General features: G+C 72.3%; 16 protein-coding genes. 6 read left to right on the top strand and 10 right to left on the bottom strand.

What is annotated here, in order from left to right:
• Positions 1 to 41: 41 nt before the first annotated feature.
• From ACFRFC_RS36520 to ACFRFC_RS36545, 6 genes are all read right to left on the bottom strand, one after another.
• Positions 42 to 1,127, bottom strand: a complete 1,086-nt coding sequence (locus tag ACFRFC_RS36520; RefSeq protein ID WP_382692296.1) for a Gfo/Idh/MocA family protein — start codon at positions 1,125 to 1,127, stop codon at positions 42 to 44.
• Complete coding sequence (locus tag ACFRFC_RS36525; RefSeq protein WP_382692297.1) at positions 1,120 to 5,058, bottom strand: discoidin domain-containing protein; 3,939 nt, start codon at positions 5,056 to 5,058, stop codon at positions 1,120 to 1,122. The genes ACFRFC_RS36520 and ACFRFC_RS36525 overlap by 8 nt, the downstream gene beginning before the upstream one ends.
• A 259-nt stretch (positions 5,059 to 5,317) precedes the next feature.
• Positions 5,318 to 6,154, bottom strand: coding sequence for an NAD-dependent epimerase/dehydratase family protein (locus ACFRFC_RS36530; protein ID WP_382692298.1), 837 nt, complete (start codon positions 6,152 to 6,154; stop codon positions 5,318 to 5,320).
• Complete coding sequence (locus ACFRFC_RS36535; protein ID WP_382692299.1) at positions 6,154 to 7,053, bottom strand: carbohydrate ABC transporter permease; 900 nt, start codon at positions 7,051 to 7,053, stop codon at positions 6,154 to 6,156. The genes ACFRFC_RS36530 and ACFRFC_RS36535 overlap by 1 nt, the downstream gene beginning before the upstream one ends.
• On the bottom strand, positions 7,050 to 8,048 hold the full coding sequence (locus tag ACFRFC_RS36540) for a carbohydrate ABC transporter permease (protein WP_382692300.1): 999 nt from the start codon (positions 8,046 to 8,048) through the stop codon (positions 7,050 to 7,052). The genes ACFRFC_RS36535 and ACFRFC_RS36540 overlap by 4 nt, the downstream gene beginning before the upstream one ends.
• Positions 8,045 to 9,418 (bottom strand): ABC transporter substrate-binding protein, encoded by a 1,374-nt coding sequence (locus ACFRFC_RS36545; RefSeq protein ID WP_382692301.1) that lies wholly within the window; start codon positions 9,416 to 9,418, stop codon positions 8,045 to 8,047. Before ACFRFC_RS36545 ends, ACFRFC_RS36540 begins: the two co-directional genes overlap by 4 nt.
• Positions 9,419 to 9,581: 163 nt before the next feature.
• Here ACFRFC_RS36545 and ACFRFC_RS36550 point away from each other — a divergent pair, with 163 nt between their 5' ends.
• From ACFRFC_RS36550 to ACFRFC_RS36565, 4 genes are all read left to right on the top strand, one after another.
• Positions 9,582 to 10,367, top strand: coding sequence for an IclR family transcriptional regulator (locus tag ACFRFC_RS36550; RefSeq protein ID WP_382692302.1), 786 nt, complete (start codon positions 9,582 to 9,584; stop codon positions 10,365 to 10,367).
• Positions 10,368 to 10,806: 439 nt separating this feature from the next.
• Positions 10,807 to 12,084 (top strand): enolase C-terminal domain-like protein, encoded by a 1,278-nt coding sequence (locus tag ACFRFC_RS36555; protein ID WP_382692303.1) that lies wholly within the window; start codon positions 10,807 to 10,809, stop codon positions 12,082 to 12,084.
• A 326-nt stretch (positions 12,085 to 12,410) separates the two neighbouring features.
• Positions 12,411 to 15,545 (top strand): alpha-mannosidase, encoded by a 3,135-nt coding sequence (locus ACFRFC_RS36560; protein ID WP_382692304.1) that lies wholly within the window; start codon positions 12,411 to 12,413, stop codon positions 15,543 to 15,545.
• Between the two features lie 916 nt (positions 15,546 to 16,461).
• Positions 16,462 to 18,618: an ROK family protein gene (locus tag ACFRFC_RS36565; RefSeq protein ID WP_382692305.1), complete on the top strand. Its 2,157-nt coding sequence runs from the start codon at positions 16,462 to 16,464 to the stop codon at positions 18,616 to 18,618.
• 222 nt (positions 18,619 to 18,840) lie between these two features.
• Here ACFRFC_RS36565 and ACFRFC_RS36570 read toward each other — a convergent pair whose 3' ends face one another.
• The 3 genes from ACFRFC_RS36570 to ACFRFC_RS36580 form a co-directional block, all read right to left on the bottom strand.
• Positions 18,841 to 19,701 (bottom strand): response regulator, encoded by an 861-nt coding sequence (locus tag ACFRFC_RS36570; protein WP_382692306.1) that lies wholly within the window; start codon positions 19,699 to 19,701, stop codon positions 18,841 to 18,843.
• Positions 19,698 to 20,933 carry a sensor histidine kinase gene (locus ACFRFC_RS36575; RefSeq protein ID WP_382692307.1) on the bottom strand — a complete coding sequence of 412 codons (1,236 nt, stop codon included), beginning with the start codon at positions 20,931 to 20,933 and terminating at the stop codon, positions 19,698 to 19,700. Before ACFRFC_RS36575 ends, ACFRFC_RS36570 begins: the two co-directional genes overlap by 4 nt.
• Positions 20,934 to 21,220: 287 nt before the next feature.
• Positions 21,221 to 21,736: a hypothetical protein gene (locus ACFRFC_RS36580; RefSeq protein WP_382692308.1), complete on the bottom strand. Its 516-nt coding sequence runs from the start codon at positions 21,734 to 21,736 to the stop codon at positions 21,221 to 21,223.
• A gap of 278 nt (positions 21,737 to 22,014) precedes the next feature.
• Between ACFRFC_RS36580 and ACFRFC_RS36585 the strand changes: the two genes are divergently transcribed.
• A complete protein-coding gene (locus tag ACFRFC_RS36585; RefSeq protein WP_382692309.1) occupies positions 22,015 to 22,752 on the top strand; it encodes a D-Ala-D-Ala carboxypeptidase family metallohydrolase in 738 nt (245 codons plus the stop codon).
• A 94-nt stretch (positions 22,753 to 22,846) separates the two neighbouring features.
• Positions 22,847 to 23,596 (top strand): class I SAM-dependent DNA methyltransferase, encoded by a 750-nt coding sequence (locus ACFRFC_RS36590; RefSeq protein WP_382692310.1) that lies wholly within the window; start codon positions 22,847 to 22,849, stop codon positions 23,594 to 23,596.
• A gap of 71 nt (positions 23,597 to 23,667) precedes the next feature.
• Here ACFRFC_RS36590 and ACFRFC_RS36595 read toward each other — a convergent pair whose 3' ends face one another.
• A complete protein-coding gene (locus ACFRFC_RS36595) occupies positions 23,668 to 24,117 on the bottom strand; it encodes an RNHCP domain-containing protein (RefSeq protein WP_382692311.1) in 450 nt (149 codons plus the stop codon).
• Between the last annotated feature and the right edge of the window lie 23 nt (positions 24,118 to 24,140).

Below are 24,140 nucleotides of genomic sequence, written 5' to 3' on the forward strand. Positions count from 1 at the left end.
GGACGGGACGGTCGGCCCGCCGGAGCCGGCCGTCCCGGGTCTCAGCGGAGCGGCACCGGTTCGGGCCGTTCACAGGTGCTGCCGACCGGCAGGCAGGTGCGCCGACCGGCCGCGTCCAGGAGCGTCAGCATCACGTCCAGGACATGGGCGGCGAGTTCGCCGGACGCCCGGTGCGGGCGGCCGTTCGTGAGGGCGTCCGCGAGGTCGGCGAGCCCGGTGCCGCGTCCGCTGTCGCGGTAGCCGGCCCGCACCGGCAGGGGCCGCCACTCGTCGCGGGCGCGGTGGAGTTCGACCAGTCCGTTGAAGCCGTTCGGGTCGGGCACCGACAGTGAGCCGGCGGTGCCGTGCACCTCGATGCGCGGCAGCCGGGCCGCGTGCACGTCGAAACTCATGACGAGCGTGGTCAGGGCGCCCCCCTCGTGTTCCAGGACGCCGGTGACATGGGTGGCGACCTCGACCGCGAACCGCTGCCCGGCCCGGGGCCCGCTGCCGATCTCGCGCGTCGCGCGGGGCCGGGAGGCTGCCCCGGTGACCCGCACGACCGGTCCGAGCAGATGCACCAGCGCGGAGAGGTAGTAGGGGCCCATGTCGAGCAGCGGGCCGCCGCCCGGCCGGTAGTAGAACTCGGGGTCGGGGTGCCAGCGTTCGTGCCCGGCGGTGGTCATGAACGCGGTGGCGGCGACCGGTGTCCCGATCAGCCCGTCGTCGACGGCCGCCCGCGCGCTCTGCACGGCGGTGCCCAGGACGGTGTCCGGGGCGCAGGCGACCCGCAGTCCGGCGGCCCGTGCCGTGGTGAGGACGTGCGACGCCGCCTCCCGGTCGGCGGCGAGCGGCTTCTCGCCGTACACATGCTTCCCGGCGGCGAGGGCGGCCAGCGCCACCTTCGCGTGCTCGCCGGGGGTGGTCAGGTTCAGTACGGCGTCCACGTCGTCGCGGATCACCAGTTCGGCGACGGATCCGGTGACCGCCACCGGTCCGGGCGCCCGCTCGGCGGCCACCCGGGCGCGGTGCGCGTCGAGATCGGCGACGGCGGTGAGCCGTACGTGGTCCAGGCGGGCCAGGGTGTCCAGGTAGGCGCCGGAGATCTTTCCGGCGCCCACCATGCCGACCCTGAGGGGGTCAGGCACCCGGGTCCTCCCCGGGGGCCGCCTCGAAGCGGGCGGTCACCGTCAGGTTCTGGTCGACGGTGAGGGTCAGTTCCGGCTCCGTTCCGGCGTCGGCGCCGTTCACCGTCCAGCCGGTGAAGCGCTGTCCGGCGGCGGGTTCGGCGGTGACGGTGATGACGCTGCCCTTCTCGTACTTGCCGGGTTCGCTCTCGTTGCCGTGGAGGGTCACGGTGCCCGCGTCGGCCGGTTCGGCGGTGGCCCGTACGGTCTGCTGGAGCATGCTGATGGCCATGACGTTGATCAGCCGGGCGGGGCCGCTGAGGGTGGTGCCGTTGTAGCGCATCACATTGACGGCGGTGACCTCGGCGTCGGCCCCGGCCTTGATGGTGTAGCCGTCGCCGCCGAGGTTGTCGGTGCCCAGGTTGAACGCGGTGACCTCGCCGGAGTTCACGACCAGGCCGTGGCGGAAGCCGTAGCCGAAGACGTCCAGCAGGGTGAGGTCGGTGGCCCCGTCGACGGTGACGATCTGCGCCTGCTTACGCATGGGGACATCGATGACCTGCGGGAAGATGTTCTTCTCCTGCACCCAGTCGGGCAGCGCGTAGCCGACGCGGGAGACCGCGTTGCCGTTGGAGAGGACACCCTCGATGCGGCCGCCGTCGCTCTCCCCGACCGTGACGCCGTGCGAGAAGTAGGCACCGGCGAGCTTGCGCACGGTGAAGCCGTCGTTGGTGTGGGTGGCCATGTCGACGGCGTTCCAGGAGTTGGTCAGGCCGATGTCGAGGACATAGGTGCCGGTCCCGTTGCCGCGGATCGTGTACGGGTAGGGCTGGATGCCCTCGGTGGAGGCGGGGTTGTTCTCGGGGTAGAAGGCGCGCAGTCCGCGCACGCCCGCGCGGTCGCCGCTCAGGGTGATGAGCGCGGTGGCGGTGTCGGGGCTGTCGGTGCCGCGTCCCTCGTACGCCATCAGGACGGTGCCGCCGCTGGCGCCGAGCAGGTCGCGGTTGGCGACGGCGGAGGAACCGCGCAGTTCGACGCCCTTGGGGACGGTGAGGTGGCCGTCGATCCGGTACCAGCCCGCCGGGAGGTAGACGATGCCGCCGCCGTCACGGCCGGCCCGGTCCAGGGCGCGCTGGATGGCGGCCGTGGCGTCGCGCTCGGGCAGGACGCCATTGGTGCGGGGCGCCTTGAACGGGGCGTCGGTGACGTCGTAGAGCACCGCGCGGGCGGGCCCTGGCAGCGGTTCCTGCTCGTAGGCGGGGACCTCGCCGGAGAGGCGGTGGACGATGCCCTCGGTCGCGCCGATCAGTTCGGTCTCGGTGACCTTGATGTACGCCTGGGAGCCGTTGCTGATGGCGGCGACGCTGCCCTCCAGGGTGCTGGAGGCGAAGGACGATCCCCAGCGGGAGTCGAACTCCTCGGCCCGTACGGCCACGTCGGTGCGGCGCACGTCCGTCTCGATGAAGCTGCCGGTGAAGGAGGCGCGCTGGCCGGGCACGATGTGGATGCCGGTCTTAAAGTCGGACAGGCTGATCCGGTAGAACTGGTCCCATTCGAGGTCGCCGAGGATCAGGCCGGTGGCGTGGGCGCGGGTGTGGGCGTCGAGCGTGGCGCGGGCGGGCGGCTGGTAGGCGGCGGGGGCCTTGGCCCAGTAGGCATTGGAGAGGGTGATGTTCTCCCAGGTGCCGACATCGGCGCCGTTGTAGCCGGCCACGCCCTCGGACAGGACGGTGCCCTTGATGTTGCGCAGGGTGGCCGACTCGTGGACCTGGCCCGAACTGGCGCTCTCGCCACGGTCGTTGGCGTAGGTGCTGATGCCGATGCCCTTGTAGGAGTTGAGCAGGGTGACATCGGAGACGGTGCTCATCATGTAGTTCTCGTTGCCGCTCCAGCCGCGGCCCGGGATCTCGATCGTGTAGTTGTAGGGGACCGGGTCCGTGGCGCTCTGCCGGGGGTAGTACGTGGTGAGTCCGATGACGCCGGCGCTGCCGCCGATCCGCAGGAGCGCGGGGCCGTCCTCACCCGAGGGGAGGTCGGCGGACAGGACCGTGCCGTAGCCGCCGCTGCCCTGGTCGGGGTCGCGGTGGTCGCCGCGCAGGGTGCAGAAGGAAGAGATCTCCAGGGTGTCGGTGACCCGGTAGGTGCCCGACGGCAGCCAGACGGTGCCGCCGCCCGCGTCCTGGCAGTCGTACAGCGCCTCGCGGATGTCCTCGGTGGCGTCCTTGCGGCCGGTCGGGTCGGCGCCGTAGGAGCGGACGTCGAAGTCGGCGACGACCGGGGTCTCGGTCGGGTAGCGGGTGCTGACCAGCTTCGCGTTCCCTTCGACGGCGGGCAGGCCGCGGACCTCGAACTCGCCGACGGTGAAGTTCTTGCCGCCCTCGGCGTAGCCGGTCAGGGACAGCCGGACATAGCGGGCGGTGGTGGTGTCGAAGCGGGTGCCGAACTCCTTGTTGTCGCCGCCGCCCCCTTCGGCGACGGTGGTGAAGGAGCGACCGTCGCGGGAGACCTGGACGTCGAAGCGGGAGGCGTAGCGCGAACCCCAGTACACCCGGATCTCATTGACGGACCTGGCCTTGCCGAGGTCGGCCTGGAGCCACTCCCCCGTGCCGTCGGAGCCGCTGGTCCAGGTGGTCTTGGCATCGTTGTCAACGGCGTTCGCGGTGCCGTTGCCGGGGGCGCTGCTGCTCGCGGTCAGCGCGGCGCCGTCCGTGAGGTCGGTGCTGACGGCCGAGGCGGTGAACGCGTCGAGCGCCGCGTCGAGACCGTGCAGGGCGGTGCGCAGTTCCTCCTCGGTGGCGTCCTCGTTCCCGGCGACCGCCTCGGCGGCCTCGATCGCGGCGCTCAGCTCGTCCTTGGCGCCGGCCGGGTACTGGCCGTCGCGGTCGCCCTCGCGGGCCGCGTGCAGGGCGAGCGCGGCGTCGTCGATGAGGGCCTGGAGGCCCTGGGCGGGCTTGAGTTCACCGGGGGCGACGGCGACCCGTACGGCGGCGACCTTCATTTCGACGGAGGATCCGGCGTTGTGGATGCGGAAGTCGGCCCCGTTGGCGCGGTTGGTGAGGATCGCGTCGTCCAGGGCGAAGGTGTGGGTCTTCCAGGTGCCGGTGTCGCCGTAGGTGAAGACCGCGGACGGCTTGAACTTGTCGGCCAGTGCGGTGCCCGGGGAGTCGTAGTGCAGGGCGAGTTTCCCGTTGCCGGAGTCGAGGTAGTCGACGCTGACGAACACCCGGTCGCTGTTGTTGTACAGGTAGGTGTCGTCGACGTTCAGGTAGAGGAAGTTCACGCCGGGGGCGGGCGCGGTGCGGTTGGTCTGCCAGTAGCCGCGGCCGTCGTGCGTGCCGATGACCGGGCCGGCGGAGGAGTCACCGGCGCGCGGGGTGAGCCGGGCGGTCTCGGGAGCGGCGCCGAGGGTGGCGGACGCGCCGACCGCGCCGATCCGCACGGCGGCGATGGTGATGTCCCGTGCGCTGTCCCCGTCGAGCCCGGCCAGCCGCAGTACGTCCTTGCCGCCGGTGAGGTCGGCGTCGGTCAGGTCGAAGGCGCCGGTCTTCCAGGTGCCGGCGCCGGTCAGCGGCAGGGTGGCGTCGGTGCCGTCGGCGCCCTGGCGCAGGGTCAGCGCGCCCGTGCCGGTGTCCCGGTAGGTGACGCTGACCACCAGGTCGTCGCCAGGCAGGCTCGCCACGTACTCGTCGTCCAGGTCGAAGGTGAGGTAGGACGTACCGGCGGCGGTGTCGGTCTGCCAGTAGCCGCGGCCGTCCAGCTCGCCGGTGCGCAGCCCGGCCGGGTCGGCCCCGGCGGCGGCGCGCACCCCGAGGGAGTCGGGGGTCGGGCCGAGGTCGGCGCCGACGCCGTTGGGATACATCACGGGGTCGCTGGCCGCGCCCGCGAGGGGGACGGGCGCCCACAGGGTCAGCGCGGTCAGCAGGGCCGTCAGCACGATGGCGGGACGGCTCACCGCTCTTCGCCGTGGGGACAGGTCGGGCAGCACGGGCATCCTCCTGGGATGGGGGTGGGTGTGCTCGGGGTCGGAATTCGGTCGGGTCGACGTCAGTCGGTCGGGTCGACGTCGGTCGGTCGGGTCGACGTCAGTCGGTCAGTCGGGTTGACGCCGGTCGGTCGGGTCAGGTCAGGTCGGCGCAGGGTCGGGTCGACACGCGGTCGGGTCCGCATGCGGTGGGTCGGCATGTGATGGGTCGGCATCCGGTCGCGCGGTGCTAGCTCGTGCGGGTGCGGCTCGGCTTGAAGCCCAGCAGGCGGGCGCAGGCCGTGCTGTCGAACAGGGAGGCCCGGCCGGGGAGTTCGGCGAGTACGGGGACGTCGGGGAAGTGGCGTTCGAGCAGGTCGGCGGTGGGGCGGGGGGCCGAGGTGTCGGGGGCGGCGACGTTGATGACATGGCTGCCCCGCACCTTGGCCGTCAGGGCGAGCCGGATCACCAGGGCGGCGTCACGGGTGTCGAGCCAGCCCCACAGTCCCTCGCGGTGTTCGCCGGGGTCGGCGGCGACCTCGGCGAAGTGGGTCTTCAGCCGGGTGCCGGCGCCGGTGAACGGCATGCGCAGACTGATGATGTCGGTGCCCCAGCGGCGATGGGTGGCGTGGGCGATCTCCTCCAGCACGAGTTTGGACAGCCCGTAGGGGTCCTCGACCAGGGTGGGGTGCTGTTCGTCCAGCGGCAGATAGCGGGGCGAGAGCGGGCGCGGCGCCCAGGCCAGGCCGACGGCAGCGAGGCTGGAGGTGGCGACGATCCGCTCCACCCCGGCCCGCCCGGCCTCGTCCAGGACGCGGTGGGCGGTGAGGCAGTTGGTGGCGAACAGCCTGCTGTCGTCGTCGGAGTTGGGGTGCGGGATGGCGCCCAGATGGACGACCGCGTCCACGCCCCGCAGCGCGGCGCGGACGACGTCCCGGTCCTGGAGGTCACCGACGTGCGCCCGGTCCAGGCGCGCGTCCTGCACCGGGTGCTGGTCGACGGCGACCAGGTGGTGGCCGCGTGCGGCCAGTTCACCGATCACATAGCCGCCGAGATGCCCGGCGGCTCCGGTGATCAGTACGCGCATCAGCCCTTCACCGCCCCGACGAGACCGCTGACGAAGTAGCGCTGGAGGAAGAGGAAGAGCAGGATCACCGGTACGACGATGATCAGCGCGCCCGCCATCAGGTTGTTGTACTGCGGGACGCTCTCCGAGGCGAGCGTCTGGAGCCCGAGCGGCAGGGTGAAGGTCGAGGGGTCGTTGAGCGAGACCCGGGTCAGCAGATACTCGTTCCAGGTCGGGATCGCGGTCAGCAGGGCGACGGTGATCAGGGCGGGCCGGGACAGCGGCAGATAGATGCTGGTGAAGATGCGCAGTTCGGAGGCCCCGTCGACGCGGGCGGACTCGCGCAGTTCGTGGGGGATGGCGGTGAACGCGCCGGTCATCAGCAGCACGGACAGCGGGGCGGTGCCGTTGACGAAGGGCAGTACCAGGCCCATGTGGGTGCCGAGCAGCCCCAGCTCGTTCTCCAGGATCACGATCGGCAGCATCACGGTCACGCCGGGCACGAACAGCAGCGCCATGAACATCCGGAACAGTGCCGTACGTCCTTTGAACCTCAGGACGGCGAAGGCGTATCCGGCCGCCGCGTAGACCGCGAGGGTCAGGGCGACGGTGTAGGTGGTGACCAGGACGCTGTTGAGGAAGTAGTCGAAGAAATTGAGCTGGTTCCAGGTGTTGACCAGGGTGTCGAAGGTGGGGTTCTCGGGGATGAGGTGCCCTCCGCGCACCACTTCGAACTGGGTCTTGAAGGAAGCCGACACCATCCACAGGAACGGATAGAGACTCACCACGGCGTACCCGGCCAGCAGCGCGAAGACCACGACGCGGGCGGCGATGCGGCCGGCCGGTGGGCCGTCGGTACGGCGCTTGGACGGCCCGGGTTCGGTGGGCCGGCGCACCTCCGGGGTGGCAAGGCTGGTCATACTCGGCTCCTCATGGCGCGCAGGTTGATCGCGGCCAGCAGCATCGCCGCCGCGAACAGCATCCAGCCCAGGGCGCTGGCGAGGCCGAGGGTGGGGGCGAGGTCTTCGAGGAAGGCCAGCCGGTAGGTCTCCAGTCCGAGGACATTGGTGTGCTGGCCGGGTCCGCCGTTGGTGGCGACCAGGAAGGTCTGGAAGCCGTGCAGTGACTCGCGCAGGTTGAGCAGGGTGTTGATCGCGGTCAGTGGCATCAGCAGGGGCCAGACGATGGAGAGGTTGGTGCGCCACCAGCCCGCGCCGTCCAGTTCGGCGGCCTCCAGCACACTGGTGTCGATGGACTGGAGTCCGGTCAGGTACAGCAGCATGGCGACCGGCACATTGCCCCAGACGATGACCACGATGAGGGTGGCGAGGGCGGTGTCGGGGTTGCCGAGCCAGCCCTGGGGCTGTTCCAGGGAGCCGAGTCCGAGCAGCCCGAGGAGATAGTTGACGGCTCCGTCCGGCTGGAGGATGTAGCGCCAGGCGAAGTAGACGGCGACGCCGGTGGTGACGTACGGGATGAAGTAGATCGAGCGCAGTACGCCCTGGAGCCGCTTGGCCTGGTTGAGCAGGATGGCCAGGGGGAACGACACGACGATGGTGAGCACCGGTACGAAGATCATCACCCAGAGGGTGTTGAGGGCCGCGGCCTGGACCGGGGGCGCGTAGATGGGGCTGCGCCACAGGAGGTCGGCGTAGTTGTCGAAGCCGACCCATTTCCAGTTCGGGGTGAAGCCGTTCCAGGAGGCGAAGGAGAGCGCGAAGCCGTAGCCGGTGGTGTAGAGGCCCATGACGGCGAAGAGGACCACCGCGGGGGCGACGAACAGATAGCCGGAAACGGCCTCGGTGCGGATCCTGCGGCGGCGCCGCGCCACGGTGGTGCCCCCGCCCGGAGGCGTACGGCGCTTGGCGCCGTCGCCTCCGGTGGTCTCCGGGGTGGTGGGGTGTGCGGTGGTCACTCGCCTTCCGCCCAGTAGTTGTCGGTCAGCTCGGTGATCTTCTGCCCGGCCTGCTCGGGCGACAGCCGGTCCAGCGGGCTCATGTCGACGAGGATCGCGGCGGCCTTGTCCTGCTCGTAGGCGGGCGGGAAGTAGGCGCGGTTGCTCGGGTCGTAGGTGGTCTCCGGGGTGCCGTCGAAGCTGGCGAGCATCGACGCGAGGGCGTCGCCGAGCAGGTCGGCGTCGCCGGAGCCGAGTTCGGTGGCCGGCAGATCACTGGCGCCCTCGGCGAACTTGGCGGCGACCTCGGGCTGGGAGAGGTACTCCATCCACTTCTGGGCGTTCTCGGGCTGGTCGGAGGTGGCGGACAGGCTCAGCCCGGTCAGGGCCAGCGGGCCGAGCGCCGGCTGCGGCACCTGGCCGTCCTCGGCGCCGGGCAGGCCGAAGGCGTAGACGTCGTCCGGGTTCATGCCGCTCTGTTCCAGGAACGACAGGGTGAAGGTGCCGCCGACCAGGAAGGCGGACTTGCCCTGGGCGAATGCCTGGTCGGCCTCGTCGATGTCCAGGGACTGGGTGCCGGGCATCCAGTACGAGGTGAGCTGGTCGTACGCCTCCAGCACCTTGGTGCCGTTGGGTGAGGACCAGTTGACCGAGCCGTCCTCACTGAAGAGGGCCTGGTAGTCCTGCTCGCCGAGCATGGAGTAGGCGAGCGGCTGGGCGATCCAGGTCAGTCCGGTGTCGGGGACCTTCAGACCGAGGGCGAGACCGCCGTTGGCCGCGTCCTTGGCGTGGGTGGCCTCCAGGGCGTCGATGAGGCCGGCCCAGGTGGTGGGCGGCTCGGTGACGCCCGCGTCGGCGAGCATCTGCTTGTTGGCGTAGACGATGCCGAAGGTGCCGATGGTGAACGGCACGCTGTGCCGGTCGCCCAGCGCCACGCCGTGGAACTTGGCGTCCTCGGGCTCGGACTCCTTGAGCTTGGCGTCGTTGACGTAGCCGGACTCGCGCACGCTCTCCGGGTAGCGGGCGAGCCAGTCGTCGCTGACGATGTCGGTGAGTTCCGAGACGACACCGCTGGCGCCGAGGGCCAGATCCTCGCCGTCGGAGTGCAGTTCCAGCACGTCGGGGAGGTCACCGGTCTTGGCCGAACTCTGGATCTTGGTGACGAACGTCTCGTCGGGAGTGTATGCCTCGACCTCGACCTTGACGCCGGTCTCCTTCTCGAAGTCCTCGGCCGCGGCGCGGAGCGCGGCGACGTGGGTCTGCTTGAAGGTCCACATCTCCAGCGTGTCGGAATCCCCGGAGCCCGAGGAGCCGCCGCAGGCGGTGAGAATCAGGCCGGCCGCGACGCTCGCCGCGGCCAGGCGGGCGGTCCGGGAATGACGTATGGGCATCGCCCTTACCTCGCTATCTCGCTATGCTTTATTCAGGTAGCCGAACATCGTTGGGTGACCTGAACATAGAGACGTCGTGATATAGCGTCAAGCAGACGGTCAAGATTCGTCCTGACCGAGCGTCAGAACACCGGCACGGGAAGCGGAGGTTCGGGTGGAGTCAGTGGCAGCAGCGGCGGGTGAACGCAGGCCCGAGGAGGTCAAGTCCGCGGCGCGGGTGCTGGAGGTCCTGGAGCTGCTGGGCGCGGACGGCGCCAAGCTCTCGCTGGCCGAGCTGGCGGGCTCCATGCGGGTGCCCAAGAGCAGTCTGCACGCGGTGCTGCGCACCATGCAGGCGCGCGGCTGGGTCGACGTCGACGCCCAGGGCACCCGGTACGGCCTGGGCCTCAAGGCCCTGATGACGGGCACGGCCTATCTGGAGGGCGACGACGTGGTCTCGCTCGCGGGCCCGGTGCTGGACGCGCTCGCCGAGGAAACCGGCGAGGCCGTGCACCTGACCCGGCTCTCCGGCGCGGACGTGGTGCAGCTGGCCAAGCGCGAGTCGCGGCACGCCCTGCGGATGTACGCGCCGGTCGGCCACCGGGTGCCGGCCCACGCGAGCGCCCCCGGCAAGGCGATGCTGGCCCGGTTCGAGCCGGGCGAGGTGGACCGCCGGCTGAGCTGGCCGCTTCCCCAGCTCACCCTGGACACGGTGACCGACCCGGCCGCCCTCGCCGCCCAGCTCGCCGAGGCCCGGCTGCGCGGCTGGGCCCAGGACAACGGCGAAAGCTCCCCCGGCGTGCGCTGCGTGGCCGTCGCCCTGGGCACCGACCACCAGGGCGGCGACGCCATCAGCTGCTCCGGCCCCGCCACCCGCATGGACGACCGCCGCACGGAGGAAATCGCCCTGTCGGTCACGGAGGCGGCCCATTCACTGCGCACCTTGCTGAAGCGGTTGGGTCAGCACTGAGGCCCCCGGGACGGTCGGCGCCGACCCGCCACACCGGCACCCTGACCCGGACACCGAGGCCACGCGGGCCAGGGGCGGGCCAGGGCCGACGGCAAGGGGCCACGCCGCGCAGGCCAGGGCCGCCTCAAGCCGACGACACGACAAAGACGCCCGCGAGCCGCATCGCCCCAGGGGCGCGGGGAACTGCGCGACCAGCCACATACGACCCGCACCCGCGAACGCCCCCAGCCGCACCCACGGCTCACCCATGACCGGCGAACCCCAACGCCGCCAGGGGCGCGGGGAACTGCGCGACCAGCCACGAACAGCCCGCACCCGCCCGACAACCCCGGCCGCCCACCCCCACACCCCACCCACCAACCCCAAGCCCGTTGACAGCACACCCGGGGTCCGTTCGGATAGCCGTACCATATACGCCCACCCGAACGCCGGAGTCCCCATGGCCGACGCCCCCGCCACCCCCCTCGCCCCCGCCCCCTGGATCGAGGAACGCGGCGCGAAGATCCGCATCACCGCCGTACGTACCTTCCTCACCGCCCCGCACGGCTGCCCGCACCTGATCGTCCGGGTGGAGACCAACGAGCCGGGACTCTACGGCCTCGGCTGCGCCAGCGACCCCCAGCGCACCCTCGCGGTGCGTACCGTACTCGACGAATACCTCGGCCCGCTGCTCCAGGGACGCGACCCCGACGACATCGAGGACCTCCACCGCCTGCTGCTCAACAGCGGCTACTGGCGCGGCGGTTCCGTCGAGAGCAACGCCCTCGGCGGCATCGACGTCGCCCTGTGGGACCTCAAGGCCAAACGCCTGGGCGCCCCGCTGTACTCACTGTTCGGCGGCCGGGTGCGCCGCGCCGCGGAGGCGTACACCCATGTCGACGGATCGGACCCGGCGGAGATCGCCGACAAGGTGACGGCGGCACGCGAGCGCGGCTTCCGGCATGTCCGGGTCCAGGTCGCCGTGCCCGGCTCGGACACCTACGGCGCCGCCCGCGACACCTCGCTCGCGGCGGCGGTGCGCGAGCGCCGGGTGCCCTGGGACTCGGCCGCCTATCTGCGGACCGTACCGAAGGCCCTCGCGCGGATCCGTGAACTGGCCGGCGACGAGGTCGAGTTGCTGCACGACGTGCACGAGCGGCTCGATCCCCGGCAGGCGCGGGAGTTCCTGCGCCGGATCGAGGACGTCGGCCTGTACTTCCTGGAGGATCTGCTCGCCCCCGAGGACGCCCGGCACTTCGCCCGGCTGCACGCCGTGTCCCCGGTGCCGCTGGCGGTCGGGGAGCTGTTCCACGACCCGGCCCAGTTCATCGCCCTGCTCGACGGCCCGGACATCGACTTCGCCCGGCTGCGCATCCCGACCCTGGGCGGCCTCACCCCCGCCCGCAAACTCGCCGTGCTGTGCGAGCTGCGCGGCGTACGGCTCGCCCCGCACGGTCCGGCGGACGTCAGCCCGGTCGCGCAGGCCGCGACCCTCGCGCTCGATGTGAGCAGTCACGCGTTCGGGGTGCAGGAGGCGGCCACGTTCGCGCCGGCCGTGGCCGAGGTCTTCCCCGGCACGATCGTGCCCGTCGGGGGCGCGCTGGAGCCGCCCGCGGTGCCCGGTCACGGCGTCGACTTCGACGAGAGCGCCGCCCGCCGCCACCCCGTACCCGAGCCGCTGGAGCACGACCGCTGGGCCCTGCTGCGCGGCCAGGACGGCAGCGTCCAGCGGCCGTAGCCCCATAGCGCGCAACAAGCACCATGAGTGCTATGAGTGCTATGAGTTCTATGAGTGCTGTAAATCCCCATAGCCCCATAGCCCGCCATATCCCCCGCCTTGATACGACCGCCGCCGTCCGTTTCCTGAACGGGCGGCGGCGGTCGTATGCCATCGGAAATGTCAGGCAATTCTCTGCCAGAAAGAGCGGCCTATGTAAATTAATTCTCCTGACCTGCTACCTGCGGAATTCCCCAAGTGCCTTTCCCGGTATGCAGGCAGGGCCTTGACTTAGTAACACACGTGGTTTTACATGACCGGCACGAGCTGGACAGGAAGGTCCCTCCATGCATGCTCACCAGCAGGCCGGCGAGGAAAGAACGCTCACGTTCCTCAATGAGCGGCTGCGGCCCGCGTTGTATCGCCACCGGGTACCCATGGACATCACGGCCTGGACCGTCCCGGGCGAGCCGGTCGCCGCCCAGGTGGCACTCCGGGCCGAATACCAGCCGTTCACCGTCGGCGGTGAATGGGGAGCCCCCTGGTCCACCACCTGGTTCCGGTTCAGCGCCGAGATCCCGGAGCGCTGGGCGGGGCGCCGGGTGGAGGCCCTGTTCGACCTCGGCTTCGATCTCAGCCGCGGCCCCGGCGGCCAGGCGGAAGGATTCGTCCACGACGAGAACGGCAAGCCCCTCCAGGGCCTGCACCCGTACAACCGCTCGCTGCTGCTGACCCGTTCGGCCGGTGGGAGCGAGCCGGTGCGGTTGCTGGTGGAGGCCGCCGCGAATCCGTCGATCATCGCGAGCGCGGGCATCGGCACCCACTACGGCGATCCGCTGACCGCGGGCGACGCGCCGCTCTACCGGCTGGGCACCGCCGATCTCGTGGTCCGCGAGGACGACGTCTGGCATCTGATCCACGACATGGAGGTGCTGGAGGAGCTGATGCGGGCGCTGCCCGATGCGCTGCCCCGCCGGCACCTGATCCGCAGGGCCCTGGAGCGGGCCGCCGACGCGGTCGACCCGTACGACGTGGCGGGCACCGCGTACCGCGCCCGCGAGGTCCTCGCCCCGGAACTGGCCCGCCGGGCGCACGACTCCGCGCACACCACCGTCGCCGTCGGGCACGCCCACATCGACTCCGCGTGGCTGTGGCCGATCCGCGAGACGGTCCGCAAGTGCGCCCGGACGTTCTCCACCATGGCCACGCTCGCCGAGGAGTACCCGGAGCTGGTCTTCGCCTGCTCCTCCGCCCAGCAGTACGCCTGGCTGAAGGAACAGCAGCCCGAGGTCTACGACCGGGTCCGCAAGGCGGTCGCGGCGGGCAACTGGGCGCCGGTGGGCGGCATGTGGGTGGAGGCCGACGGCAACCTCCCTGGCGGTGAGGCGCTGGCCCGCCAGCTCGTCCACGGCCGCCGGTTCTTCCGCGACGAGTTCGGCGTGGAGAGCGACGGTGTGTGGCTGCCGGACTCCTTCGGCTACACCGCCGCCTATCCGCAGCTGGCCGCGCTCGCCGGGGCCCAGTGGTTCCTGACCCAGAAGCTGTCCTGGAACGACACCAACCGGCTGCCGCACCACACCTTCTGGTGGGAGGGCATCGACGGCACCCGGATCTTCACCCACTTCCCGCCGGTCGACTCCTACAACGCCGAACTGACCGGCGCCGAACTCGCCCACGCCGTCGCCAACTACGCCGACAAGGGCGGCGGCTCCCGCTCCCTGGTCCCCTTCGGACACGGCGACGGAGGCGGCGGCCCCACCGCCTCCATGCTGGAGAAGGCCCGGCGCCTCGCCGATCTGGAGGGTTCGCCCAAGGTCGAGATCCAGCATCCGTCGGCCTTCTTCCAGCAGGCGCGCGCCGAGTACCCGGACGCTCCGGTGTGGCGCGGCGAGCTGTATCTGGAGACCCACCGCGGCACGTACACCAGCCAGGCCCGCACCAAGCGCGGCAACCGGCGCAGCGAGGCGCTGCTGCGGGAGGCCGAGCTGTGGGCCGCGACGGCCGCCGTGCGGGAGGGCGCCGCGTATCCGTACGACGAGCTGACCGAGCTGTGGAAGCAGGTGCTGCTCCACCAGTTCCACGACATCCTGCCCGGCTCCTCCATCGCCTGGGTGCACAAGGAGGCCGAGCACACCTACGCCCGGATCCACCGGCGCCTGGAGCGGGTGATCGAACGGGCGGCCGGTTCCGGTCGGGACGGCGGCGACCGGGTGTCCGTGCTGAACGCGGCGCCGTTCGCGCGCCGTGAGGTCGTGACCATCGACGGGGTGCCCGCGGGCGCCGACGCGCAGCGGCTCGCCGACGGCCGCTGGGCGGTACGGGCCGAGGCCCCGGCGCTGGGACGCGGCCCGGCGGGGACGGCGGACCCTGGCGCCGGCACCGCGCAGGTGACGGTCATGGAGGCCGAGGCGGACGGTCTCGTCCTGGACAACGGTCTGCTGCGTGTGCGGATCGATGCCGACGGACTGGTCCGGTCCGCCGTGGACCTGGCCACCGGGCGGGACGCCATCGCGCCGGGCGCGGCGGGCAATCTGCTCCAGCTGCACCCCGACGACCCGGTCCGCTGGAGCGCCTGGAACCTCGACCCGTCCTACCGCTCCACGCGACGCGACCTCACCGAGGCGGTGTCGGTCGAACTCCGCGACCACGGGCCGCTGCTGGCGACCGTGCGGGTCACCCGCTCCACCGGCCGTTCGACGATCGTCCAGGATCTGACGCTCACCGCCGGCAGCCGTGCGCTGGTCGTTGACAACGATATCGACTGGCGTGAACGGGACATGATCCTCAAGGCCGCCTGGCCCCTGGACGTGCACGCCGAGCACGCCCGCGCCGAGATCCAGTACGGCCATGTCGAGCGCCCCACGCACGAGAACACCAGCTGGGACGCGGCCCGCTTCGAGATCTGGGCGCACCGCTGGATCCATGTCGGCGAGCACAACTGGGGCGTCGCCCTCGCCACCGACTCGACCTACGGCCATGACGTCGGCCGTCACACCCGCGCGGACGGCGGCACCACGACGACCGTACGGCTGTCGCTGCTGCGTGCCCCGCACAGTCCCGACCCCTACGCCGACCGTGGCGCCCACCGCTTCCGCTACTCGCTGCGCCCCGGCGCCGATGTGGGCGGGGCGATCGCCGAGGGGTACGCGCTCAGTCTGCCGCTGCGCCCGGCCGGGCACGCGACGGGCGAGGCCGCGCGCCCGCTGGTCTCCGTGAGCAGTCCGGACGTGGTGGTGGAGGCGGTCAAGCTCGCCGACGACCGCTCCGGCGATGTCGTCGTCCGGCTCTACGAGTCGCGTGGCGGCCAGGCCCGCGCCTCGCTCACCGCGCACTTCCCGGTCGCCCAGGTACAGGAGACCGACCTGTTGGAGGACCCCCTGACGGAGCACCACCACACCGACGGCGAGGTACTGCTGACCCTCCGCCCCTTCCAGATCCTGACCCTGCGCTTCTCCCCCGCGCAGCGGGACGCCGATGACTGAGCACATCTCGCCCGACGGCAGGCCGCCGTCCATGAGCGAGGATCGGCAAGGGAGCGGAGACGGGCCGGGAGGTGGAACCGTGGCGGGAGGCGGGGCGGTAGCTGGAGGCGGGGCCTTGGCGGGAGGTGGGGCCGTGCCGGTGGGTGGGTCCGGCGCGGGAGGCGGGGCCTTGGCGAGGGGCGGGAGCTTGGCGAGGGGCGAGAGTGCGGCGCCGGGTGACGGCGGGGGGTCGGCGGTTGGGGGTGAGGGGGCGCTGGCGGCCGGGTGGCCGGTGCCCGATGGCGGGGCTTCGGCGGCCGGGCGGCCGGTGCCCGATGGCGGGGCCTTGGCGGCCGGGCGGCCGGTGCCCGGCGGTGGGGCCACGGCGGCCGGGCGGTCGGTGCCCGACGATAGGGCTTCGGCGGCCGGACGGCCGGTGCCCGATGGCGGGGCCTTGGCGGCCGGATGGCCGGTGGCCGGCAGTGGAGCTTCGGCGGGCGGGCGTCCTGTGCCCGATGGCGGGGCCTTGGCGGCCGGGTGGCCGGTGGCCGACGATAGGGCTTCGGCGGCCGGGCGGTCGGCGTTGGGCAGCGAGGCTTCGGCAGGCGGGCGTCCGGTGGCCGGGCGTCCGGTGGCCGGCGGTGGGGGTTCGGCAGCCGGGCGGACGGCGGCCGGTGACGGGGCGGCCGTCGGTGGTCCCGCGCCGGGGGGCTGGACGGCTCCGGCGGGGAGGCCCGTCGCCCCGGACGCGGGCCCGTCTGCATCCGCCGCGCCCGCTTCCTCCGACCGCACGGCACCGGCCACGAGCGGTAACCGCTCCTCCGACGGGGCCGCGCCGGCCGCCCGGCGACCCGCGTTCGACCGGGCCGCACCGGTGGGGCCCCGTCGGGCCCCCGGCGACCGTGCCCGGCCGTCGGGCGGGTCCGCCGGGTCGGAGGTGACGGTCACCCTTCGGCAATGGGCCGCGCAGGACGGGCCGCTCGCGCTGCGGGCGCGGATCGCGTTGCTCGCGGGTGAGGGGCTGCGGGACTCCGTGATCGCGCGCCGGCTCGGGGTGTCGCGGCAGACGGTCGGGACCTGGCGGCACCGGTGGGCTGACCAGGGGCTGGAGGGGCTGCGGGGGCAGGCGCGGCCGGGGCGGCCGGCGACGGTCGACGACGCCGAGGTGATCACCCGGACACTGCTCGGCGCCGGGAGCCGGGCCGCGTCCCGGGCCATCGCGCGGGAACTGGGCCTGTCGCACGCCACGGTGGCGGGCATCCGGCGGCGCTGGGCGGCCGGGCCCCCCGCCGAACCGCCGTTGCCCGGCCCCGATGTGTGGGTGCTGGGGCTGCACGCCGACGCCGAGCGCACGGTGCTGCTCACCGGGACCCGGCCCGACGCGGGCGGCGCCCCGCCGGAGAGCAGTGTCGGCGCGGATGTGCTGACCGAACTGGACCGGGCGTGCGACGCGCTGACCGTCGTACGGGATCAGCAGCCGGCGTCCGGGGACGGCGGGGCGCTGGCCGCGTTCCTGGCCAAGGCGCACCGGCGGCATCCTCATGTGGCGCTGCACGCGCTCACGCTGTGGACGGCACCGGGCACCGACGCGCCGCCCGGCCCGGCGGAGGCGACCTTCCACCGGATTCCCGCCGCCACGCACTGGCGCAGCTATCTGCGGGCGCTGGTCGCGCTGGACAGCACCCGGCATCCGGAGTCGTCGCGCCGGGTGTATCTGGATCTGGCGGGGGCGATCGGCCGGTACGCGCAGGAGTCGCCGGGTGAGCCGCTCCAGTGGCTGCGCGAGAGCATCGCCAGTCACGCGCCCTCGGGCGAGGAGCCGGAGGCTGCGCTGCGGCGTGAGACGGCGGGCGGCGCCAACCACATCGACCTGGGGTCCTTCAACGAGTGCGTGGTGATCGAGGCGGTCCGGCTGGCCGGCACCATCACGCGCGGTGAGATCGCCCATCGCACGGGCCTGACCCAGCAGTCCGTCTCCCGGATCTCCCGCTCGCTGCTGGCCCGCGGGATCCTGGTCGAGGACGCCCAACTGCGCGCGACCTCCGGCAAACCGCGTACGCCGGTGCGGCTGCGCGGCGATGCCGCGCACGCGGTCGGCATCCATATCGACCCGGAGGTGTTCACCGCGGTCGTCATCGACCTGGACGGCGCCCCGGTGGCCGTGCGTTCGCAGCCGGTGCGGCCGACGGCGGATCCGGAGGTGCTGGTCAAGCAGGTGGTGCAGCTCGGCGGCGAGGTGCTGGCCGATGCGCGCGGGTCGGTGCGCGAGGACGGCTTCCTCGGCATCGGGGTGGCCGTGCCGGGTCCGGTGGACATCGCGTCGGGCACGGTGCTCGATCCGCCGCTGATGTCGGTGTGGACCGATCTGCCGTTGCTGTATCTACTCAAGGACCATTTCCAGTGCCCGCTCATCATGGAGAAGGACGCGGCGGCCGCGGCGGCGGGCGAGCGCTGGATCGGGCGCGACCGGCGCTCGCGTGACTTCGTCTACCTCTATCTCGGTACGGGCGTGGGTTCCGGGCTGTATCTCAACGGCGATCTCTACCGGGGCATCAGCGCCAACGCGGGCGAGTTCGGGCAGCTGTGCGCGGTGGCGCTGGGCCGTACCGAACCGGACGGGCGGCCGGAGATCCTGCCCGAGTGCAATCCGCCGGTCGGGCTGTCGCAGCTGGCCGCGCGGCACGGCTGCGGCGCGGGCAGCGAACGGCCGGGCAGCGCCGCCGCCTACCGGGCCATCACCGAGGCGGCCGAGGCGGGGGATCCGGCGGCGGGCGGGGCCGTGCGCGATCTGGCGCGGGCGATCGGTCAGGGCACGGTCGGTCTGGTCGATCTGCTGGACATCGATCTGGTCGTGCTCGGCGGTCCCTTCTTCACCGACGCGGCCGCACCGCTCTATCTCGCCCAGATCGAGGAGATGGTGAACGCCTTTCCGACGGCCCGGCGGCTGCGGCACGTCGATGTCGAGGCGTCGGTCCTGGGTCCGGAGGCGGCGGCCGTCGGCGCGGCCTCCACGATCTTCCACGCGGCCTTCACCCCACGGCTCGGCGGCAGCGCCCTGCGCCGACCGGCCCCGGAGTCCGGCCGATTCCCCTGATGGGCGCCGATCACCGCCCTCACCGCCCTCACAGCCCAGGAACCACCAGGCAGGTGGAAAACAATTGCCTGACGTTTCGCGTCGGGCAGGACAGCGGCACGGATTCCCGGCGGGTCCACCGCCATGGCTGACGTCCCGGCTCGCCTTCCCCACCTGGCCGCCCAACCTGGCGGCTCGCCTGGCCGGTCGCCTGGCCGGTCGCCTGCCCGGCGGCGACCGCGCTCAGTCGCCGCCGGCCAAGTTGTTGCGATAGGCGTAACCCACTGCCTGGGCCCGGTCATTGGCGCCGATCTTGGCGAAGACGCGGTTGATGTGTGTCTTCACCGTGGCCCGGCTCACCGTGAGCCGCTCGCAGATCTCCGTGTTGGACAGGCCCTGGGCGATCAGGGTGAGCACCTCGGCCTCCCGGGGCGTCAGCCCGTCGGGCAGGGCACGGTCGAACGGTCTCCGGCCATCGGGCTCTCCCGGGTCCCCGGGTGATCTCCGATTCCCGGGCGGTCGCCGGTCCTCGGGGGCTCCCCGGTCCCCGGTCCCTCTCCGGTCCCCGGTCCCTCTCCAGTCCTCGGACGCCCTCCGGTCCCCCGACGCTCTCCAGCCGTCCGCCGGGGCTCCCGCGCGGGTCTCCGCCGGGCCCGGCTCCGAGCGGACCCCGTCGACCAGACGTGCCTGCACCACCGGGTCGAGCCAGGTACGGCCCTGGTGGACATTGCGGATCGCCGTCTCCACCTCGATGTCGTCCGCGTCCTTGGTCAGATAGCCGCGGGCGCCCGCCCGCAGCGCCGGGAAGACCGAGTCGTCGTCGGCGTAGGTGGTCAGGACGAGAACCGCCGTCTCCGGAACCGTGTCCCGCAGCGCCGCGGTGGCCCCGATGCCGTCGAGCACCGGCATGTTGAGGTCCATCAGCACGACATCGGGGCGCAGGCTCTCGGCCAGCCGTACCGCCTCGGCCCCGTCACGGGCCGCGCCGACCACCTCGATGCCGTCCAGCATCCCGATCAGCAGCACCAGCCCGCCCCGTACGACCTGCTGGTCGTCGACGACCAGCACCCTGATCGGCGCGTCCGGTCGCGTCCCTTCCGTCATTCCGGGACCTCCATCCGTACTCTCCACCCATTCTCCGTCGGTGCCGCGCTCGCGCTGCCGCCGACCGCGCTCAGCCGCTCCCGCATACCTCGCAGCCCCAGCCCCGAGCCCTCGAACGGCGGCGGCTCGGGCGGGTCCCCGGCGGTCCGCCGGTCCTCGACCGTCAGGACCGTGCCGCCGTCGCCGTAGCTCAGGGTCACGGTGGTGTGCGCCCCGCGCGCGTACCGGGCGGCGTTGGTCAGTGCCTCCTGGGCGCCGCGGTACAGCGCGAGGTCGATGTCGGGGGGCAGGGGGCGGCGCGCGCCGGTCACGGACAGGGTGACGTCGATCTCCAGATCCACCCGGTACCGCTGCACCAGTTCCGGCAGCCGGTCCAGCGACGGGGTGCGCTGTCCGCGCAGCGCGCCGACAGCGCGGCGGGCGTCGCCCAGCCCTTCCTTCACGAGTTTCCCGGACCGGTCGAGCAGTTCCTGGAGGTCCTGGCCCGCGTCGTCGCGCCGGGCCATCCGGCGTGCCGCCTGCACCTGCACCGCCAGTCCCGACAGGGTCTGGGCAAGGACGTCGTGCAGATCCTGGGCGATCCGGGTGCGCTCGGCCAGGGCCACCGCCTCGGCCTCCGCCTCCCTCGCGTCCTCCAACTGCGCGAGCAGCAAGGACGCCCGCTCCTCGCTGTCACCGGCCTGCCGCATGCTCAGCGCCATCAGCGCGAGGACCGCGCAGAACAGCAGCTGGGAGAACACATTCTCCACGCCGGCGCCGGCGCCGGCCGCCTCCGCGATGATCAGGCCGCCCAGGACGATGCCGCCGATGGCGAGGGCCTGGCGTCTGCGCAGCACCAGGAACGCGGTCAGCACGGCCACCGACGGCGGGAGCACCGACGCCGAGCCGGGCTGCACCGCGCCCAATGCGATCCCGAACCCGCTGATCAGCAGGCAGAACAGCAGGCAGACCCCGGGTGCGGCCACATGCCACAGGCCCGAGGCGACGGCGGCCAGCGGCAGCAGGGTGCCGAGAAGCAGGAGCGTGACGGCGAGATGCGTCCCCTGCCATCCGGGGGCCGGATCGGAGAACAGCGACTGCACCGCGAGGGCCACCAGGATGAACCACAGCACCGGCCGCAACCGCCGGGCCCGCCGCTCCCGCCGCGCCCTCGCCCCGGCGAGCGCGGCAGCTATCCGGGGGCTGACCGGCACGGATGCCGGATCCGACGGGTCGTGGGCAAGGTCGCTCATGCTCTGAAGGATAGGAAGGACGGGGGCGGCGCGCGGGAGGGGCACGGCGTACGGGACGGGCACGGGTCCGGCGGGCGCGGGTCCGGTGGACGCGGGTCCGGTCGGCACCGACCTGGTGGACGCAGACCCGGTCGGCACCGACCCCGCCGGCACAGACCCCGGCGGCACAGGGGAGCCAAAGGGACGGGACGGCCGGGAGAGACGGGAGAGAAACGGCGGCCGGAAGGGCGGTGAAGGGCGGGAGGGAGTCCCGGTCCGGGAGGGAAGCGAAGGGCGCCGCATCGGGCTCACACCGGGACCGAGGCGCGTGTCCCCGAGGTCAGCTGCCGGGTCCTGATCCGTACCACCGCGAGCCGGCACAGCACCTGTGCCAGGGCCATCAGCAGCAGGGCGGCCGTCCAGGCGGCGGCGCCGGTGATCAGATGGTCCTGGCTGAAGCGGGCTACGTCCGTGGCGCCGCTGTGGCTGGCCCAGTACTCGAACCCGGCGCGCGAGGCCATGCCCGCGATCCACAGGGTGGCGGCGACCGCGCCGGCCTGGGCGAAGGCGACGCCGTCCGTGGCGCGGCTCAGCCGGGTGGTGGCGCCGCAGGCGACGCCCAGGATCGCCCCGATCAGGAGCGTCACGCCGTACAACTGGACGTCATGTCCCTCCGTGGGGAAGGACTTCAGGTAGTAGGCGGCAGCGGCGGCGACCGCCACGATCGGCAGGAGCGCGTTGCGCAGTGTCTGGCGGGTGCCGCGGATCTGCGGGATGACGAGGAGGATCAGTGCCGCGGAGATCAGATAGTCGATGGTCGTCATGGCTACGAGCGTGCCGTGTCCCGTCTCCCGGGACATCGGCCCAGGAGTTGATCACCGGGTTGATCTCTCCCTCAACCCACGGGTGGAGACGGGCTGGAGAAGAACGCGCGACGGGGACCGTTCACCCCACGCCCTCTTGTCTCCGGCCGCCGCACCCTTCATGGTTGACGCGCGTCACACAGTCCCCCCACACACGAACACAGCGCCACTCACCAGCACAGAGCCCCCCGCCAACACAGCGGCCCCTCGGCCCACCCCGCCCGGACAGGGAGACCCCCATGCTTCGACGCACCATGAGATTGCTGGCCACACTTGTCATGCTCCTGTCCGGGATCGCGGTGGGCACCCTCGCCACCGCCGGTACCGCGCACGCCGACGGCTGCTACACCTGGAACCGCACCCTGTCGGAGGGCGCCACCGGCGCCGATGTCACCGAGTTGCAGATCCGCCTGGGCGGCTACCCCGGCTACGGTGCCGTCCTGGCCGTCGACGGCTCGTTCGGCCCCGCCACCACGGCCGCCCTCAAGCGTTTCCAGTCGGCGTACGGACTGACGTCGGACGGCGTCGCCGGAACCGGCACCTACAACCAGCTCTACGCCCTCCAGGACGACGACTGCACGCCCGTCCACTTCTCCTACAGCGAGCTGAACGACTGCAACACCACCTGGGCCGGCGGGGCGGTGACCGCCGCGACCGCCAAGTCCAACGCCCTGCGCACCATGTGGAAGCTGGAGGCCCTGCGGCACGCCCTCGGTGACCAGCCGATCACCGTCACCAGCGGCTTCCGCTCCCAGACCTGCAACGCGGCCGTCGGCGGCGCGAGCGACAGCCGCCATCTGTACGGTGACGCCGCAGACCTCGGCGCCGGCCCGCACTCCCTGTGCACCCTCGCCCAGCAGGCCCGCAACCACGGCTTCCGCGGCATCCTCGGCCCCGGCTACCCGGGCCACAACGACCACACCCACCTCGACCACCGCGCCGCCCCGTACTGGTCCGCGCCCACCTGCGGCATCTGAGACACGGCGACATCCGAAACACAGCGGCATCCGAATACGGCGGCATCCGAAATACGGTGGACACCACCCCACCCCGCCCGGAACCGTGACGCGCATGGATCAAGAGCAGCTCTGGAACGCGGACGTGGCCCGACGCTACGACACCCCCGGCGAGGGCTACTTCGCCCCCGAGGTGGTCAACCCGGCGGTGGACCGGCTCGCCGCCCTCGCGGGTGACGGGGCCGCTCTCGAATTCGCCGTCGGAACCGGGCGGTTGGCGGTCCCGCTGGCCGCGAAGGGCGTGTCGGTCACCGGGATCGAGCTGTCGCGGCCGATGGTCGAGGTGCTGCGCACCAAGGTCGGTGAATCGGCGCTGCCGGTGGTGATCGGCGACATGGCGACGACCCGGGCGCCGGGGACGTACGGCCTCGTCTATCTCGTCTTCAACACCATCTCCAATCTCCAGACCCAGGCCGAACAGGTGGAGTGTTTCCGCAACGCCGCCCGGCATCTGGGGCCCGGCGGGCGGTTCGTGATCGAGCTGTGGGTGCCGGAGCTGCGCAAGCTGCCGCCCGGTCAGAAGGCGACCGTGGGGATCTGCGAGCCGGGTTACGTCCTGCTGGACACCTATGACGTACTGCGGCAGCGCGCCGAGTCGTACCACTTCCACTTCGACGAGTCCGGCCGGGCCCGGCTGGACCGCAGTCCGCACCGGTACATCTGGCCGGCCGAACTCGATCTCATGGGTCAGTTGGCGGGGTTCGAGCTGGAGAGCAGACACGCCGACTGGAGCGGGGCGGAGTTCACCGCCGAATCCCCCTCCCATGTCTCCGTGTACCGGCTGCCGGAGCGGGCGCCGCAGTGAAGCACGCCCTCGCGGGCGGCTGTCGTACGACGGATGAGGTCCGAGGTACGAGAGCCGCCCGCGAGGGCCGGTCACAGGGTCAGCAGCGCCCGGCCGGCGACGCCCGGGTTCGTCAGTGGTCTGACGACGAGCCGGACCAGGGCCAGGGCGTTGTCGTCCCCCGCGATGCGGTTGGCGCTGAGTTCGCCGCAGGACCGGCACTGATGGATGATCATCCACTCGCCGTCGGGCCGTACCGACATCCCCAGTGCCTCCATCCGGCCCCGGCAGTCGGCGGCGCGGTCACCGGGGATCCGGCGGTCCACATGCAGACTGGCCAGGCAGTGCGGGCAGTGGTTGCGATGTGCGGTGCCGGGGGCGGCGGCGGAGACGTCGAGCCGGCAGGACACACACCGGAAGTCGTTCGCCCGGTGTCCGCCCTGGGTGTGCAGGACGTCCTTGCGGCGCTGCGGGCGGCGGTCACCACCGTCACCGCGGCTGTTGCTGCGGCTGTTACTGCGTCTGTTACTCCGTCTGGGCATGGTCGGTTCCCTCCTTCCGGGAC

Origin of the sequence: Streptomyces sp. NPDC056734, assembly GCF_042790455.1 — a bacterium.
Lineage (GTDB): Bacteria > Actinomycetota > Actinomycetes > Streptomycetales > Streptomycetaceae > Streptomyces.

Coding starts and splice junctions, on each gene's coding strand:
- ACFRFC_RS36530 (WP_382692298.1), bottom strand. CDS start 6,154: ATGCGCGTACTGATCACCGGAGCCGCCGGGCATCTCGGCGGCTATGTG.
- ACFRFC_RS36535 (WP_382692299.1), bottom strand. CDS start 7,053: ATGACCAGCCTTGCCACCCCGGAGGTGCGCCGGCCCACCGAACCCGGG.
- ACFRFC_RS36545 (WP_382692301.1), bottom strand. CDS start 9,418: ATGCCCATACGTCATTCCCGGACCGCCCGCCTGGCCGCGGCGAGCGTC.
- ACFRFC_RS36555 (WP_382692303.1), top strand. CDS start 10,807: ATGGCCGACGCCCCCGCCACCCCCCTCGCCCCCGCCCCCTGGATCGAG.
- ACFRFC_RS36560 (WP_382692304.1), top strand. CDS start 12,411: ATGCATGCTCACCAGCAGGCCGGCGAGGAAAGAACGCTCACGTTCCTC.
- ACFRFC_RS36570 (WP_382692306.1), bottom strand. CDS start 19,701: ATGACGGAAGGGACGCGACCGGACGCGCCGATCAGGGTGCTGGTCGTC.
- ACFRFC_RS36575 (WP_382692307.1), bottom strand. CDS start 20,933: ATGAGCGACCTTGCCCACGACCCGTCGGATCCGGCATCCGTGCCGGTC.
- ACFRFC_RS36580 (WP_382692308.1), bottom strand. CDS start 21,736: ATGACGACCATCGACTATCTGATCTCCGCGGCACTGATCCTCCTCGTC.
- ACFRFC_RS36585 (WP_382692309.1), top strand. CDS start 22,015: ATGCTTCGACGCACCATGAGATTGCTGGCCACACTTGTCATGCTCCTG.
- ACFRFC_RS36590 (WP_382692310.1), top strand. CDS start 22,847: ATGGATCAAGAGCAGCTCTGGAACGCGGACGTGGCCCGACGCTACGAC.
- ACFRFC_RS36595 (WP_382692311.1), bottom strand. CDS start 24,117: ATGCCCAGACGGAGTAACAGACGCAGTAACAGCCGCAGCAACAGCCGC.